Below are 15,150 nucleotides of genomic sequence, written 5' to 3' on the forward strand. Positions count from 1 at the left end.
AGGTAAGCAATGTTCGATGAGGGCAAATTGTGCTGGCGTGATCTCCATGTCCAATAGTTTAACCTCCCCAACCACTAGCGTTAACAGGCCCTAACAAGACCTCGCGTGCCGTGGTCAGCTGGATGCGGTCGGCGCGGAGAAACAGGCATGTCCGCGTGCTACATCCCGCACCGGGCACGCCCGCCTGGTGCCGAGCGCAGCAGTCTCGATAGCGACTGCGAGTTTAACGGCAGTGGTGCTGGCCGGCCTTGATCAGGATCAAGCAGCGATTGAATCAGGCGGCCTACCGCAGTTGCGGGCGCGCGACTTGATCGCTGCGCTTTCTCGGTCACTGTCCCACCGGCTACGCGCACGAAGCCCAGCCTGCGTCACCAGCCCAGCAACGCCCGCACCAGCTTGACGATGCCCCAGAACGACACCACCCAGATTGCGCTGCGCAGATAGGGAATGCCTGCCGCATACACAGGCACGTAAGCCACGCGCGCCCAAAGGTACAGCTGCACGCCCAGTGCGGTGTCTGCATTGGTACGCCCGGCAACGCTCACCGCCAGTACCGCAGCAGCGAAGATCGGGAACGTCTCCTGATAGTTGCGGAAGGCGCGATCCAGCCGCGCCGCGACGCCGGTCAAGGGCTTGGCATCGCCATCGCGGGCGCTGGCGTTCCAGCTGGTCCCGCGCTGGGCGGTCATGCTGAAGGAAGCGGCCAGCAGTTGCACCAGACCGAGCACCATGGCCCAGCCCAGCATCCGCAGTTCGATGGTCAGTTCCACGCCAGATGCCCGATGAGTTGCCGCATCACTTGACCGATGCGCGCAGGCTGTAACCGGCCAGCCGCCAGGTCTTGTCCTCGTCCAGGCGGAACGACACCAGCTCGCGCACCGGCTGCTGGGCCTTGGCAAACCGGGTCGGGAAGCTGACGTTGACGTACAGGCCTTCGGGCACCTGCGCGCCGGCAGCGTAGTTGACCCGTGTCACCGAGCCCTGCCCGCGTCCGACTACCGGCCCCAGGCGCGCACGTTCGGCGCCGATCTGGCTCACGAAGACATCGCGCTTGACCGCGGTCTTGGCGACCCTGGATGCCCCATCCCACAGCGAGGCCACCTGGTTGGCATCGACCATTTGCGCCACCCGCAGTGCCGCCTGGGTCATCTCGGTGTTCTGCTTGGTCAGCTGCGCCTGCTGCGCCGGGCTGGGCGCGGGCGCCGCCTGGGGAGCGGCCGCCGCACGTGCAGCGGTCTGCGGCTGTTGTGCCAGGACCAACGGGGGGACCAACAGCAGCGCGGCAAGCAGACGGGGACGGAACATGCGGCAGATGACCTTGTGCGTGGCAAGCGGATGGGAACCGCCGCAGGGTTCGCGGCGGGTGCGGCAGTCTAAGACCTGCACCGCATGTCGCGGTAAGCGCGCAAGCGACCCGGAAGCCGGATGCCGCAAACGCGCGCCGGCCCCCGACACGTCAGACGTCGCCGCCGGGCGGAACCGCCGCGACACCGCGCGGCCGCCACAGCCGCCAGCTGACCCACAGCGCACGGGCGATGGCCGCGATCAGCGCCGCCAGACTCAGCCACACCGCCAGCGTCGCCGGCCACTGCACTTGGCTGGCCGCCGCGATCATCTGCAGCAGTTCGGCCACGCCAAATCCGGCCAGCACCAGCAGCGCCGATGGCAGGTACGCCAGCGCAACGCCCTTCGTCTTCCCAAGCATGTCGCCCCCCGGCTCCGTGGTATGCCGCGACCATAGGCAGCCGGCAGTGCGGTGGGCGTGAAGTTCAGCCCTCGCCCTGGGCAGGCTCCGGCTCCGGCGCGGGCGCGGCAGCCGACTCCGCGGCCGGTGCCGCGGCTGGCGCTGCGCTGGAGATTTCCGGCACCGGATCGGCCGCCGCCGCGGCCTGCGGGGCGGCGCTGACCGGCAGCGCGGCGGCATCGGTTTCGGCCAGCGGGCTTTCCTCCGGGCAGGCCGCATCCGGGAAGCCGAAGCGCTGCTTCAAGGCCAGGCCGCAGGCGTTGACCGCCTCCAGATCGGCGCCCTCGCCCTTGCACGTCTGGTCGAAGGCGACCAGGAACGCGTCCTTGCGGCGCACGAAGGCATCGCCGCACTTGCGCATCTGGCGGATGCGCTCCAGATCGTCCTGCACCGCGTTGGTGCCATCGAGCCCGTACTCGCGCAACTCGTCCATCGTCAGCAGGCGCAGGCTGCGGTTGGGCACGGTCATCATCAGGTCGGCCACCGCCACCGCCACGCCGTTGCGCTCCAGATAATCCTTGACGTTGCCATAGACCTCGCGCAATTCGCGATTGAGTTCCGCGCGCGAGGTGGCCTTGGAACTGATCCGCATCATGCGGTGGATACCGACCTTGCCGGCCACCAGGCGGTTGTCGCCGGCGGCCAGCACGAACACGCAGGCGCTGTGGCAGATCGAGCCTTCGCGCACCCAGATGGTCCAGTTGGATTCGCCGATGACATCGCCGGCGCGAATCGCCGCTTCCACCTGCCCGCCGCTGGAATCCAGGTCCAGGATGCGATGCGGCAGCCGCAGTTGCTCGGCCACCGCGGCCAGCCGCCACACCAACGCAGCGAAGCCGGCGTTGATCTTGCCGGCGTAGCGCACCCGCAGCAGGCCGGTGTCGCGACACGGCGCCAGCGCCGCCTCCACGCTGGCCCGGTCCAGCGCCGGCAGCAGCGTGCCATCGCCGGCTTCGCTGCTGTAATCGGTGGCGCAACTGATCCAGGCCTTGCCCGCGTCCAGTTCCGCCTGCGGCCAGCCGGCGTCGCCGGCCTGTGCACGCGGCCGCGGCGGCGCCACCGGCTCGGGCGTATCCACCGACACCATATGGTCGCCATCGCCCTGCCCCGCGCCGCTCTGCTGCGTCGCGGCGGCAGCGGCCGAGGTACCGGTGCGGTCGCAGGCCGCCAGCGCCAGCACGCACGAAAGGGACAGGCAGAGCAGTTTCAGCATGATGTTAGGCAACGGACCGCAACGGAGATCACCCTCAGTCTATGGCTGAATGGACTCACCGTTTGACCCTGCCATGAACGCAGCGGCCCGGCGCAACCCTGTCCGAAAACGGCCAGCCAGGGCCGGGGCGAGCGCATAGACTGGCGCCATGCAGACCGCCGCCCCCGACCGACTCCAATGCGACCGCGCCCGCCTGGCGCGCGATGCACGCTTCGACGGGCTGTTCTTCACCGCGGTGCGCAGCACCGGTATCTACTGCCGCCCGGTGTGCCCGGCGCCGCCGCCCAAGCCGGACAACGTCAGCTATTACCCCAGCGCGGCGGCGGCCAGTGCCGCCGGCTACCGCCCCTGCCTGCGCTGCCGCCCCGAGCTGTCGCCGCAGGCGCAGCAGCATCTGGGCGAAGAAAGCGTGCAACGCGCACTGGCGATGATTGCCGACGGCGCGCTGCAGGAGCAGCCGGTGCAGACCCTGGCCGACGCGCTGGGCCTGAGCGCACGCCAGCTGCAGCGGCAGTTCGTGCAGCAGCTCGGTGCCACCCCGATCCAGGTGCATGGCACGCGCCGGCTGCTGCTGGCCAAGCAGCTGCTGACCGAGACCGCATTGCCGGTCACCGAGGTCGCGCTGGCAGCCGGCTTCAACAGCCTGCGTCGTTTCAACGCCGCGTTCCTGGAAGGCTGCGGGATGCCGCCGTCGGCGCTGCGCAAGCAGCGTGCCGAGGTGCCCGGCGGCGAGCTGACCCTGCGCCTTGGCTACCGCCCGCCGCTGGATCTGCCGGCGATGCTGGCATTTCTGCAGCGGCGCGCGATTCCCGGCATCGAGCAGGTCGACGCCAGCGGCTACCGGCGCGTGATCGGCACACCGGGCAACGCGACGCTGATCGAGGTCAGCGCGGCGACGCAACGTGCGGAGTTGTTGCTGCGCATCGGCGCGACCGACCCGCGGCAGATTCCGCAGATCGTGCGGCGGGTGCGCCGCCTGTTCGATCTGGATGCGGACCTGCAGGCGGTGCACGCCACGCTGGCGGCCGAGCCGCTGCTGGCCGAGGCGATCGCGCGCCGCCCCGGCCTGCGCGTGCCGGGCGGCTGGGACGGCTTCGAGGTGGCCGTGCGCGCCGTGCTGGGCCAGCAGATCAGCGTGGCCGGCGCGGCGACGCTGGCGGCGCGGCTGGTCGATCGGCACGGCGGCCATCATGTGGAGATGCCGCCCGGCCTGGACCGCATCTTTCCGACCCCGGCCCAGCTGGCCGAGGCGCCGCTGGAACAGCTCGGCCTGCCGCGGGCGCGCGCCGCCACGCTGCGGGCGCTGGCCTCGGCCTGCGCGCAAGGGCAGCTGCATTTCGGCGCCGGCCAGCGCCTGTCCGAGTTCGTCGCCGCCTGCACTGCGCTGCCCGGCATCGGGCCGTGGACCGCGCATTACGTCGCCATGCGTGCGCTGTCGCATCCGGACGCGTTTCCGGCCGGCGACCTGATCCTGCAGCAGGTGCTCGGCACGCCCGAGCGCCTGAGCGAGCGTGCCACCGAAGCGCGCTCGCAGGCCTGGCGGCCGTGGCGCGCCTACGCCGTATTGCACCTGTGGCATCTCGCTGTCGATCGCAAGGACACCCGCCCATGAGTACGTTGTATTACGACACCTTTCCCTCGCCGATCGGCGCGCTCAGCGTGGCCGCCGATGCTGCCGGCGTGCACCACATCCTGTTCGCGCAGAACCGCTACGACGCGGTCGGCCGCGCGCGCTGGCAGCACGCCCCCGATGCGCCGCTGGTGCGCGCGGCGCGCGAGCAGTTGCTCGACTATCTGCATGGCGGGCGGCGCAGCTTCGACCTGCCACTGGCGCCGACCGGCACGCCGTTCCAGCTGCAGGTCTGGCATACGCTGGCGCAGATTCCGTTCGGGCAGACCTGGAGCTATGCGCAACTGGCGCATGCGCTGGGTCGCCCGGCCGCCAGCCGCGCGGTCGGCGCTGCCAATGGACGCAACCCCTTGCCGATCGTGCTGCCCTGCCACCGCGTGATCGGCGCCAATGGTGCGCTGACCGGCTTCGGCGGCGGCCTGCCGACCAAGCAGGCCCTGTTGCAGCTGGAAGGCTGGTCGCCGCGCCAGGGCGCAGCGGCCGACGACCTGTTCGCCGCACCCGCCGCCGGCACGCGCTGACTTCGCGACGTCACTGCCAGGCCGTAAACTGGCGCGATGATCGATCGACGTCTTGTGTTTGCCGCGCTCGCACTGCTCGCGGCCTGCAGTTCTCACGCCCCTTCGCGCAGTACGCCAGCGCCTGCCCCGGCGGCACCCGCGTCGGCAAACGCACCGCACAGCGATTCAGCGCACAGCGTGCTGCTGATCTCCATCGACGGGCTGCGCGCGGACATGCTCGATCGCGGCCTCACACCGAATCTGTCGCAGCTGGCGCACGACGGCGTACGCGCGCGCTGGATGACGCCGTCGTACCCGTCGCTGACCTTTCCCAATCACTACACGCTGGTTACCGGCCTGCGCCCGGACCACCACGGCATCGTGCACAACAGCATGCGCGATGCGACGCTGGGCGGCTTCTGGCTGAGCAAGCAGGATGCCGTCGGCGATGCGCGCTGGTGGGGTGGCGAGCCGCTGTGGGTGGGTGCGGAAACCCATGGCCTGCATGCCGCAACCTGGTCGTGGCCGGGCAGCGAGGCGGCGATCGGCGGCGTGCGCCCCACGCGTTGGCGCCATTACGAAGAAGGCACCAGCCTGGACACGCGCGTGGACGAAGTGCGGGGCTGGCTGGCCGCCTCCGGCGCCGACCGCAACCGCCTGGTCACGCTGTATTTCGAACACGTGGACGAAGCCGGCCACGACCACGGCCCGGAATCGCGCGAATACGCCGACAACGTGCGTGCGGTGGATGGCGCGATCGGCCGGCTGCTGGCCGGCATGCAGCGCGACGGCACGCGCGAGCGCACCAATATCGTCGTGGTCTCCGACCACGGCATGGCCGAAGTGGCGCCCGGGCATGCGATCAGCGTGCAAGACATGGCGCGCCCGGACATCGCCACTGCCGTGACCGACGGGCAGGTGATCGGCTTTGCGCCATTGCCGGGACAGCAGGCCCGCGCCGAAGTCGGCCTGCTCGGTGCGCATGCGCAGTACGACTGCTGGCGCAAGACGGAGCTGCCGGCACGCTGGCACTACGGCACCCACCCGCGCATTCCGCCGATCGTGTGCCAGATGCACGAAGGCTGGGATGCGCTGTTCCCGGACAAGCTGGCCAAGCGCCCGCGCGATCAGGTGCGCGGCTCGCACGGCTTCGATCCGGCGCTGCCGTCGATGCGCACGGTGTTCCTGGCGCAGGGCCCGGATCTGGCGCAGGGCAGGAGCTTGCCGGGGTTCGACAACGTCGATGTGTATGCGCTGATGACCCGGCTGCTGGGCATTCCTGCCGCGCCCAATGATGGAAATGCCGCCACGCTGCTGCCGGCCCTGCGCGTGCCGCCGGCCGCCCCACGCTGAGTGACGCGTCGCGGCCGCGCTGTGCGGATGCGACAATGGCGCCATGTCTGCTCCTGATCCCTCGCCGCCCCGGCTTCGGCTGCGGCCGTTGTTGTCCAGCCAGGGCTGGCGTCGCCGCGCCGCACTGTGGGGTGGCGCAATTGCGGTGGCACTGGTGGCGATCGTGTTCGCCAAGGCCAGCGACGCCGCCTTCCAGCTGTTCCAACGCATCACCGCGCATTCGATCTGGTGGGCGCTGCTGCTGACGCCGGGCATCTTCGCCCTGCTGGCCTGGCTCACCTCCGGCGCGATGCGGCCCACGCGTGGCAGCGGCATCCCGCAGGTCATCGCGGCGCTGGAACATGACGACGCGGCATTTCGCCAGACCAATCTGTCGCTGCGCGTGTCGATCGGCAAGCTTGCCCTGACCACCCTGTCGCTGCTCGGTGGCGCCTCGGTCGGACGCGAAGGCCCCACCGTGCATGTCGGCGCCAGCCTGATGCATGTGTTCGGGCGCTGGTTCGGGTTTCGCGATCCGCGCGAGCTCTCGCATTTCCTGCTCGCCGGCGGCGCGGCCGGTATCGCCGCGGCGTTCAACACGCCGCTGGCCGGGGTGGTGTTTGCGATCGAGGAATTGAGCGGGCGCTTCGAGCACCGCTTCTCCGGCACCTTGCTGACCGCGGTGATCGTCGGTGGCGTGGTGTCGCTGGGCCTGTTGGGCAACTACACCTACTTCGGCAAGGTGGCGGTGGCCCTGCCGCTGGGCCAGGCCTGGCTGGCGATCGCGCTATGCGGCAGCGTGGCCGGCCTGCTCGGCGGCATCTTCGCGCGCCTGGTGCTGGCCAGCGTCGGCGGCAAGCCGCGCTGGCTGGCAACGCTGCGCCAGCGCCATCCGGTGCTGCTGGCCGCGCTATGCGGGGTGGCCTTGGTCGGGCTGGCACTGGTGTTCGGGCAAGGCGCATTCGGCACCGGCTACGAGCAGGCGCGCAGCCTGGTGCAGGGCCATGCGGTGGTCGGCCACGAATTCGGGCTGATGAAGCTGCTGGCCAACCTGGTCTCCTACCTGGCCGGCATTCCAGGCGGGCTGTTCTCGCCGGCGCTGGCGGTGGGCGCCGGCATCGGCCACAACCTGTCGGTGCTGATGCCGGGCGTGGACCCGCGCACCTTCGTGCTGCTGGGCATGTGCGCATACCTGACCGGCGTGACCCAGGCGCCGTTGACCTCGGCGGTGATCTCGCTGGAACTGACCGACACCAGCCAGATGCTGCTGCCGATCCTGGCCACCGTGCTGATCGCGCGCGCGATGTCCGCGCTGGTGTGCAAGACGCCGATCTACCGCGGCCTGGCCGAACAGTTGCTGGCGCCGTCCCGCACCTCGCCGGCTACGGCAACGACGCACTGAACACCGCACGCGGGAGAGCGGCGCAGGGTCGACCGACCGCAGTGTGCAGATACCGGCCATGACCGCCGCGTACTGCGGACGGCGCTGTTGTGCCGTGCACGAACCGACGCCAGCGGCACACGCGCCTTGCCGCTTCGACGCGAGCCGGTAGCGGCACGGTTGCTCGGGCGAGCGCTCCAGCGCGCGCCTGCGCCGATGCCGGACATAAAAAAACGCGGCGCAAGCGCCGCGTTCCGGTGTCGCGAAGCGGACTGAAGGATCAGCCGGCCTTGGCAACGGTCTTCTTGGCGACAGCCTTCTTGGCCGGCGCCTTGACCACGCCCTTCTTGGCAACCGGGGCAGCTGCACCCACGACGACCTTGCTCACCGCGTGCGAACGCGAATTGCCGTAGCTGGAATTGTAGCGCTTGCCCTTGGCGGTCTTGCGGTCACCCTTACCCATCTCGTCGACTCCTGTAATGTGAATACTGAATACAAAATCCCCGCGCTGAAAACGGGTCTGGCGAGGTTTACGCCGGCGGCGCCCTCGCACAAGGCCGGCAAGCCTACCACGTAGGCCCGGGCCCGCGCAGCCCGGCTAGTGGGCGCAGCTGGCGTCGTGGACGTGGGCGTGCCCGTGGTTCAGACGCAAATTGACCAGGTGGGCGATGCCGACCAGCGCGCCACCGAGCGTCATCACCACCGCATGCGGCACCACCGCGTGGTGCAAGGGGTCGTAGAGCAGGCCCGCCCACAGCAGCAACAAGCCCGGCAGCAACAGCGCCAGCGCATGCAGCGCCTTGTGGCGGCGATAGCCCAGCACCAGGCTGAACAGCCCCAGCAGCGTCACGAACACCACGATGGCCAGCTCGACCCCGTCGCCCAGCCAGAACGACAGCCCCAACGACGGAGCCAGCGCAAGGACCAGCGGCAGCACCGCGCAGTGCACGGCGCACAGCAGCGAACCGGTCGCACCGAAGCGGTCGAGCACATGGCGAAGGGACGGTAGAGGCATGACTTCCAGCAGGGGCTCGCGGCGAAGTGGAATAATATAACATCTTCCTTGTTCCAGACCCGCACCGCTGCATCGCCCACGCGAGCGGGTCCAGCCGTCGGCACAGCAGCCAAGCTGCGCCCCATCATTGATATAAAGTAACAATCACAGAGTCCGGCCCGCCATGCACCCTCGCCTCGCTTCCTCGTTCCGCCGCTCCACGCTCTCGCTGGCGCTGACCAGCCTGCTGACGCCCGCCCTGGCCCTGGCCGAGGACGCACCGGCAGCTGCCGACCCGCAGACCCCGCCCAGTTCGGACACGCGCCACGACGCCACCGCGTCCAGTGGCCGCCATATCAAGGACCTGGACAAGGTCGTGGTCACCGCCAGCCCGCTGCGCGATGCGGCCGGCGCGTTGAGCCGCCCGGTCGAGGTGCTGGCCGGCGAGCGTCTGGACGAGGTGCGCAGCTCCAGCCTGGGCGAGACCGTTGCCAGCCTGCCCGGCGTGCAGAGTTCCAACTTCGGCCCGGGCGTCGGCCGGCCGATCATCCGCGGCCTGGACGGCCCGCGCGTGGCGGTGCTGCGCGATGGCCTGTCCACCCAGGACGTGTCCACGGTCAGCCAGGACCATTCCCCGGCGATCGAGCCGTTCCTGGCCAACCAGATCGAGGTGCTCAAGGGCCCGTCCACGCTGCTGTACGGCTCCGGCGCGATCGGCGGCGTGGTCAACGTGGTCGACGGGCGCATTGCCGAAACCCCGGTGGACGGTTTCAGCGGCCGCGCCGAAGTGCGCTTCGATGGCGGCGACAAGGACGGCAACACCGACATGTTCCGGGTCGATGCCGGCAATGGCAGCGGCCTGTCGATCCACGCCGACGGCGTGTACCGCAACCAGAACGATTACGACACCCCGCAGGGGCGCCAGCTCAACAGCTGGATCGACTCCAAGGTCGGCTCGGTTGGCGCCTCGCTGTCCGGCGACTGGGGTTTCGTCGGCCTGTCGGCCTCGCGCTTTCGCGACAACTACGGCAACCCGGGCGAGCCGGGCGACCCGACGATCGGCGAGCGCGGGGTGTCGTTGAAGCTGCAGCAGGACCGCTACGACCTCAAGGGCGGGCTGACCGATCCCTGGGGCGAAGGCAGCGCGCTGCGCTACAGCTTCGGCCACACCGATTACGCGCACACCGAATTCGAAGGCGCCGAAGTCGGCACGGTGTTCACCAAGCGCGCCAACGAAGGCCGCGTGGAAGCCTCCTTCACCTTCGGCGGCGGCTGGCAGACCGCGTTCGGCCTGCAGGGCAGCGACACCACCTTCCAGGCGATCGGCGAGGAATCCTTCGTGCCCAAGACCGACACCCGCTCGCTCGGCGTGTTCGGCGTTGCGCGCAACAGCTGGGAGCGCGTCACCGCCGAAGTCGGCGCGCGCGTGGACAAGGTCAAGTACCGCACCGACATCGGCGTGGACCGCGACTTCACCCCGACCAGCTTCTCGGCCAGCGGCGGCTTCCGCTTCAACGAACAGTGGCGCCTGACCGCCAACCTCGACCACGCCGAACGCGCACCGGCCGAGGAAGAGCTGTTCGCCGACGGCCCGCATATCGCCACCCTCGCCTACGAGATCGGCGATGCGGATCTGAAGACCGAAAAGGCCAACCAGGCCGAGCTGGGCCTGAACTTCCAGAACGCATGGGTGGATGCCAAGGTCGCCGCGTACTACAACCGCTACAACGACTTCGTCTACATCGTCGATACCGGCGGCCAATGGTTCAACGAAGAAGACAACGACTTCCTGCCGATCCGCCAGTGGACGCAGAACGATGCGGTGTTCCACGGTTTCGAGGGCGAGGCCACCTTCCATCTGGCCGACAACGACACCGGCGCGTGGGATCTGCGCGTGTTCGGCGACACCGTGCGTGCGCGCCTGACCGATGGCGGCAACCTGCCGCGCATCGCACCGGGCCGGGTCGGCGCGCAGATGCGCTGGAACGCCAATGCATGGCGCGCCTCGCTCGGCGCCACCCGCACCATGAAGCAGGACAAGGTGGCGGTGAACGAAACCCCGACCGACGGCTATACCTTCGTCGATGCGCATCTGGCCTACCACGTGGACCGCGGCAGCAACGCGTGGGAAGTGTTCCTGGACGGCAACAACCTGACCGACCAGGACGCACGCGTGCACACCTCCTTCCTCAAGGACGATGTGATGCTTCCCGGCCGCAGCGCCTCGTTCGGCGTGCGCCTGTTCTTCTGACGGTCCCTCTCTCCCGTCGTCATAAGCGAGGCCGCCTTCGGGCGGCCTTTTTTGTTTGAGATTTCCGATGGGTTGCCGATCGGATCGCCGCGTTTGGGATGTCGCCTGTGGCATTCCGAATCGTGCGGACGGCATCGCCCAACACAACGCGGGCTCTACGCAACGACTTGATCGCGGGGCGGCAGCGTCGATGCAGCGGCATGGGCTGTACCCAATCCTGGTGGAATGACCCCGGAAGTGGAGACGGCCGTGCACGCTCTACTGCGCGATAACCCGTCACGGTCATGCGTGGTCGCGCCCGGGTGCGCTCCTACGTGGTTGGTTGGGGATTACGGCATCGACGGCAAGCGCCCTTCGCTTGGGAAGCGACAGCACGGCTGGCCACTTGCAGATAGGTGCATCTACACGCAATATGCGGCGACCCTGTGGAGCGCGTCCATGTCCGGCACTTCCAGCTGCACCTGCTTTCATTTGCGCCGCGCGGCGCGTCGGATGTCGCAGCTGTACGACCACGCGCTGGCACCGGTGGGGCTGAGCCTCAACGCGTATTCGATCCTGCGCCGGCTCGAGACGACGAAGTCGCTGGGCGCGCTGGCACAGGCCTTGGGCATGGAGCGCACCACCCTCACCCGCAACCTCAAACCCTTGCTTGCGGCCGGATGGATCGCCACCCAGCGCGGCGACGATGCCCGGCAAACGTGGTTGATCCTCAGCCGCAGCGGCCGTGGGCTGCTGCGGCGCGCACAGCCGCACTGGCTCGCCGCACAGCAACGCATCGAGGCGCTGTTCGGTGCGGCAGCGACCGCGCAACTGCATGCCACGCTGGACCGCCTGGACGCCGTGCTGGATGCCGCCGCATGAGCGCGCCGGCGAGCGCGCGCGCAAGTGCGCAGTGGGGATTGCTGCTCACCGCCTCGGCCATGCTGATGCTGACGATGGGCGCGCGCCAGACCACCGGCCTGTTCGTGGAACCGATCCATCGCCAGACCGGGATCGGCATCGCCGCGATCAGCTTCGCGCTGGCGGTGGGACAACTGGTCTGGGGCGCGGTGCAGCCGGTGTTCGGCGCGATCGCCGATGCGCGCGGGCCATTGCCGGTGCTGCTGTTTGGTGGCGTGCTGTTGTCGCTGGGCCTGGGGCTGAGCCCGTGGCTGGCCAATGAGTGGGGCCTGATCGTCTCGCTGGGCATCCTGGCTGCCGCCGGTGCGGGCGCCGGCAGTTTTTCGGTGCTGATCGGTGCCACTGCCGGCCGGCTCGCACCGGAGCGACGTTCGTTCGCGGCCGGGCTGATCAATGCCGGCGGCTCGCTCGGGCAGTTCGTGTTTGCGCCGCTGGTGCAACTGATGATCGGCGCAGCCGGCTGGGCCAAGGCGATGACCGGGCTGGCGATGATCTCCCTGCTGACCTTGCCGCTGGCCTGGCCGCTGCGACGCAGATCGCCGCCGCCGGGCACACAGCGCTCGATCGCAGGCGACGGCATCGGCCTGCGTGCGCAACTGCAGGTGGCCGTGCGCGACCGCAGTTACTGGTGCCTGCATCTTGGCTTTTTCACTTGCGGGGTGCATATCGCGTTTCTGGTCACGCACCTGCCCGGCGAGATCGCGCTGTGCGGCCTGCCCGCCAGCGTGTCGGCGGTGTCGATCGCGTTGATCGGCCTGTTCAACGTGGCCGGCAGCCTGGTCGCCGGCAAGCTCGGCGAACGCATCCGCATGAAGTGGCTGCTGTGCGCCTTGTATGCCAGCCGCACGGTGCTGATCGGCTTGTACCTGATCGCGCCGCCGACGCCGCTGACCTTCTACCTGTTCGCCGCGGCGCTGGGCTTTACCTGGCTGGGCACGGTGCCGCCGACGGCAGGCTTGATCGGCAAACTGTTCGGCCCGCGTTACCTGGGCACCTTGTTCGGCCTGACCTTGTTGTCGCACCAGATCGGCGGCTTCTTCGGGGCGTGGCTGGGCGGGCTGGCGCTGGAGCGCTTCGGCGATTACAGCTGGATGTGGTACGCCGACATGCTGCTGGCAGTGATCGCAGCACTGATCAACCTGCCGATCCGCGAAGCGGCGCCGGTACGCGCAGCAGCGTAAAGCAGGCGCAAGCCCGCACCTGCCTATCGGCCTGCGTGCAGCGAGATCGCTGCGCCATTGCACGGTGCCTGGCAGCGCATGCGCAAGGGTCATCGTGCCGCCGCGATGGATCGCATTGGCTGCCGCTGCGGTGCGCGTTGAAACGACCCATACGCGGTCCGATAGCGACACAGGTGCACTGCGCACGCGCTGTCTGGCGCCTTGCCGCAGTGATCGATGGCGAGCACCTCGCCTGCGCCGAGTGCCGCAGCGCACAACAGCTTTTGCCGGCAACTCCGTTAGAACAACTGCGCGACGTATGTCGCTGCGTTGCGCGACCGGCCACTGTGACGTGCTGCCGGTCACCCTTTGGCGGCGCGTGCACGCGTGCGCGCATTGCCGCCAGCTGCGACGTCATCCCAGGAGAGCTTTCATGACCGCATCGATGCCCTGCTATGCCCTGTCCCTTGCCATCGGCGCCCTGCTTGCGCCTGCCGCGCATGCGCAGACGTCGACCGCCGAGCCGCGCAGCGAGGCCACCACGCTGGATGCAGTGATCGTCAGCGGCACCGCGCGCTTCAAGGGCCTGGCCAAGCGCGATGCCAGCTTCTCGATCACCACCGCCAGCCCGGAGCAGATCCAGCAGGCCGTGCCGCAGAGCACTGCGGACCTGCTGAAGATCGTACCCGGCGTATGGGCCGAGCCCAGCGGCGGCGGCACCGGTGCCAATATCTTCGTGCGCGGCATGCCATCCGAAGGCGATGCGCCATTCGTGACCATGCAACTGGATGGCGCGCCGCTGTTTCCGCCGCCGACCCTGTCGTTCCTGGAAAATTCCACGCTGTTTCGCGTCGACGACACGGTCGAGCGCATGGAGGTGTTGCGTGGCGGCTCCAGCCCGATCTTCTCCAACGGCCAGCCGGGTCTGACGGTCAACTTCATCCAGAAAAAAGGCCAGGACGAGCCCGAAGGCAGCGTACGCCTGACCGGCGGCAACAACGCGCTGCGCCGCATCGATGTGTTCAACAGCGGGCCGATGGGCAATGGCTGGTACTACAGCGTGGGCGGTTTCTTTCGCGACACCGACGGTGTGCGCGACCCGCAGTTTTCCGCCGACAAGGGTGGCCAGTTCAGCGCCACCTTGAGCAAGCGCTGGGACAGTGGCGAGCTGGCGTTCTACGCGCGGCATACCGACGACAACAATGCCTTCTATACCGCCATTCCGCTACTGTCGCGCAACAACGGCAACGACCTGTCCAGCTTCCCCGGTTTGAATGCGCAGACCGGCACCCTGCTCGGCCGCGACTTCCGCAATGTCGACCTGCTGGTCGGGCCGGATGGACAGACCATCCGCCGCGATCTGGCCGACGGCCGCGGCGTCAACATCGAATGGCATCGCATGACTGCGCCCCCGGCGCAGCACCGTCGCAATTCGCGTGCTGCCCCGTGCCAGATGCGAAGCAAATCCGCGCATCGCGATGCTTTCTGTCAATGAAAGATTGATAGCTCGCAACAGATCGCGGCCAATCCTGTGCAAAAATACATCGCATCGCGAGCGTGAATCGGCATGTCCTGCACGAAGTGCGCAACGGATCACGCGCCGGTCATCTGGCGCTCGGGTTGCCAGCGCGGATTGCGCGATCTCTAATCGGATCGCTGGCAAGGCGTTCGCATTGCCAGCGTCGGCTGCGCGGACGCGCACGGGGGAGCCGACTGATGACCCGGCCGCATCCGTCCAGCGTTTGGGACCGATGCGTATCACTGGCTCTTTCGGGATACACGGACATGCACCCTGTTGCTGCTTCTTCGCGTGGTTCTCCTGCACGCACGATTCAATTCCACCTGAGGTTGTTCGGCGCTGCCTGATCGGTTTTGCTCGCCGCGGCCGCTGCCGCATGGATTCACTCTCTACGCTTGCTGACGCATCTGATTCGGGCTCGATAGGCACGGCCTGACTCTGTTGAAGCAGTTGCGCTGGCCGATCGCCTGATCGGACGGGGAACTGCGTCATATCGATCGTGCCTACCCTTGACTGGATTCAAACG

The 15,150-nt window shown here is 68.6% G+C and carries 13 protein-coding genes and 1 pseudogene; 8 read left to right on the plus strand and 6 right to left on the minus strand.

Going from position 1 to position 15,150, the window contains the following annotated elements; all coding sequences use genetic code 11:
• Positions 1-368: 368 nt before the first annotated feature.
• From XarbCFBP7408_RS13055 to XarbCFBP7408_RS13070, 4 genes are all read right to left on the minus strand, one after another.
• Complete coding sequence (locus XarbCFBP7408_RS13055) at positions 369-770, minus strand: MAPEG family protein (RefSeq protein WP_104563321.1); 402 nt, start codon at positions 768-770, stop codon at positions 369-371.
• Between the two features lie 25 nt (positions 771-795).
• Entirely contained in the window at positions 796-1,305 is a 510-nt protein-coding gene (locus XarbCFBP7408_RS13060) for a DUF4019 domain-containing protein (protein WP_104563375.1), read from the minus strand.
• A gap of 151 nt (positions 1,306-1,456) precedes the next feature.
• Positions 1,457-1,705 carry a hypothetical protein gene (locus XarbCFBP7408_RS13065; protein WP_104563322.1) on the minus strand — a complete coding sequence of 83 codons (249 nt, stop codon included), beginning with the start codon at positions 1,703-1,705 and terminating at the stop codon, positions 1,457-1,459.
• A 64-nt stretch (positions 1,706-1,769) separates the two neighbouring features.
• Positions 1,770-2,957: a hypothetical protein gene (locus XarbCFBP7408_RS13070; protein WP_104563323.1), complete on the minus strand. Its 1,188-nt coding sequence runs from the start codon at positions 2,955-2,957 to the stop codon at positions 1,770-1,772.
• A 148-nt stretch (positions 2,958-3,105) separates the two neighbouring features.
• On the opposite strand from XarbCFBP7408_RS13070, the gene XarbCFBP7408_RS13075 reads away from it, so the two are divergent.
• From XarbCFBP7408_RS13075 to XarbCFBP7408_RS13090, 4 genes are read left to right on the plus strand one after another with little or no spacing between them, the layout of a single operon-like run.
• Complete coding sequence (locus XarbCFBP7408_RS13075; protein ID WP_104563324.1) at positions 3,106-4,569, plus strand: AlkA N-terminal domain-containing protein; 1,464 nt, start codon at positions 3,106-3,108, stop codon at positions 4,567-4,569.
• Complete coding sequence (locus XarbCFBP7408_RS13080) at positions 4,566-5,108, plus strand: methylated-DNA--[protein]-cysteine S-methyltransferase (RefSeq protein ID WP_104563325.1); 543 nt, start codon at positions 4,566-4,568, stop codon at positions 5,106-5,108. Before XarbCFBP7408_RS13075 ends, XarbCFBP7408_RS13080 begins: the two co-directional genes overlap by 4 nt.
• A 36-nt stretch (positions 5,109-5,144) precedes the next feature.
• Positions 5,145-6,440, plus strand: a complete 1,296-nt coding sequence (locus tag XarbCFBP7408_RS13085) for an ectonucleotide pyrophosphatase/phosphodiesterase (protein ID WP_104563326.1) — start codon at positions 5,145-5,147, stop codon at positions 6,438-6,440.
• Positions 6,441-6,483: 43 nt separating this feature from the next.
• Positions 6,484-7,821 (plus strand): chloride channel protein, encoded by a 1,338-nt coding sequence (locus XarbCFBP7408_RS13090; protein WP_104563327.1) that lies wholly within the window; start codon positions 6,484-6,486, stop codon positions 7,819-7,821.
• Between the two features lie 259 nt (positions 7,822-8,080).
• On the opposite strand, the gene XarbCFBP7408_RS13095 is transcribed toward XarbCFBP7408_RS13090, so the two are convergent.
• Positions 8,081-8,263 (minus strand): 30S ribosomal protein THX, encoded by a 183-nt coding sequence (locus XarbCFBP7408_RS13095; protein WP_016904806.1) that lies wholly within the window; start codon positions 8,261-8,263, stop codon positions 8,081-8,083.
• A gap of 135 nt (positions 8,264-8,398) precedes the next feature.
• Entirely contained in the window at positions 8,399-8,815 is a 417-nt protein-coding gene (locus tag XarbCFBP7408_RS13100) for a MerC domain-containing protein (RefSeq protein WP_024939915.1), read from the minus strand.
• A 163-nt stretch (positions 8,816-8,978) separates the two neighbouring features.
• Here XarbCFBP7408_RS13100 and XarbCFBP7408_RS13105 point away from each other — a divergent pair, with 163 nt between their 5' ends.
• The 4 genes and pseudogenes from XarbCFBP7408_RS13105 to XarbCFBP7408_RS13120 all read left to right on the plus strand — a co-directional run.
• The gene (locus XarbCFBP7408_RS13105; protein ID WP_104563328.1) at positions 8,979-11,045 is read left to right on the plus strand and encodes a TonB-dependent receptor; all 2,067 of its coding nucleotides are present in this window, start codon (positions 8,979-8,981) and stop codon (positions 11,043-11,045) included.
• Positions 11,046-11,483: 438 nt separating this feature from the next.
• On the plus strand, positions 11,484-11,906 hold the full coding sequence (locus tag XarbCFBP7408_RS13110; RefSeq protein WP_104563329.1) for a MarR family winged helix-turn-helix transcriptional regulator: 423 nt from the start codon (positions 11,484-11,486) through the stop codon (positions 11,904-11,906).
• Complete coding sequence (locus XarbCFBP7408_RS13115; RefSeq protein WP_104563330.1) at positions 11,903-13,126, plus strand: MFS transporter; 1,224 nt, start codon at positions 11,903-11,905, stop codon at positions 13,124-13,126. The genes XarbCFBP7408_RS13110 and XarbCFBP7408_RS13115 overlap by 4 nt, the downstream gene beginning before the upstream one ends.
• Before the next feature lie 412 nt (positions 13,127-13,538).
• Positions 13,539-14,495: pseudogene (locus XarbCFBP7408_RS13120) on the plus strand (TonB-dependent receptor plug domain-containing protein); the annotation flags it as partial.
• Between the last annotated feature and the right edge of the window lie 655 nt (positions 14,496-15,150).

This window comes from Xanthomonas arboricola pv. guizotiae (assembly GCF_002940205.1).
Lineage (GTDB): Bacteria > Pseudomonadota > Gammaproteobacteria > Xanthomonadales > Xanthomonadaceae > Xanthomonas > Xanthomonas arboricola_C.

Coding starts and splice junctions, on each gene's coding strand:
- XarbCFBP7408_RS13060 (WP_104563375.1), bottom strand. CDS start 1,305: ATGTTCCGTCCCCGTCTGCTTGCCGCGCTGCTGTTGGTCCCCCCGTTG.
- XarbCFBP7408_RS13065 (WP_104563322.1), bottom strand. CDS start 1,705: ATGCTTGGGAAGACGAAGGGCGTTGCGCTGGCGTACCTGCCATCGGCG.
- XarbCFBP7408_RS13070 (WP_104563323.1), bottom strand. CDS start 2,957: ATGCTGAAACTGCTCTGCCTGTCCCTTTCGTGCGTGCTGGCGCTGGCG.
- XarbCFBP7408_RS13075 (WP_104563324.1), top strand. CDS start 3,106: ATGCAGACCGCCGCCCCCGACCGACTCCAATGCGACCGCGCCCGCCTG.
- XarbCFBP7408_RS13080 (WP_104563325.1), top strand. CDS start 4,566: ATGAGTACGTTGTATTACGACACCTTTCCCTCGCCGATCGGCGCGCTC.
- XarbCFBP7408_RS13085 (WP_104563326.1), top strand. CDS start 5,145: ATGATCGATCGACGTCTTGTGTTTGCCGCGCTCGCACTGCTCGCGGCC.
- XarbCFBP7408_RS13090 (WP_104563327.1), top strand. CDS start 6,484: ATGTCTGCTCCTGATCCCTCGCCGCCCCGGCTTCGGCTGCGGCCGTTG.
- XarbCFBP7408_RS13095 (WP_016904806.1), bottom strand. CDS start 8,263: ATGGGTAAGGGTGACCGCAAGACCGCCAAGGGCAAGCGCTACAATTCC.
- XarbCFBP7408_RS13100 (WP_024939915.1), bottom strand. CDS start 8,815: ATGCCTCTACCGTCCCTTCGCCATGTGCTCGACCGCTTCGGTGCGACC.
- XarbCFBP7408_RS13105 (WP_104563328.1), top strand. CDS start 8,979: ATGCACCCTCGCCTCGCTTCCTCGTTCCGCCGCTCCACGCTCTCGCTG.
- XarbCFBP7408_RS13110 (WP_104563329.1), top strand. CDS start 11,484: ATGTCCGGCACTTCCAGCTGCACCTGCTTTCATTTGCGCCGCGCGGCG.
- XarbCFBP7408_RS13115 (WP_104563330.1), top strand. CDS start 11,903: ATGAGCGCGCCGGCGAGCGCGCGCGCAAGTGCGCAGTGGGGATTGCTG.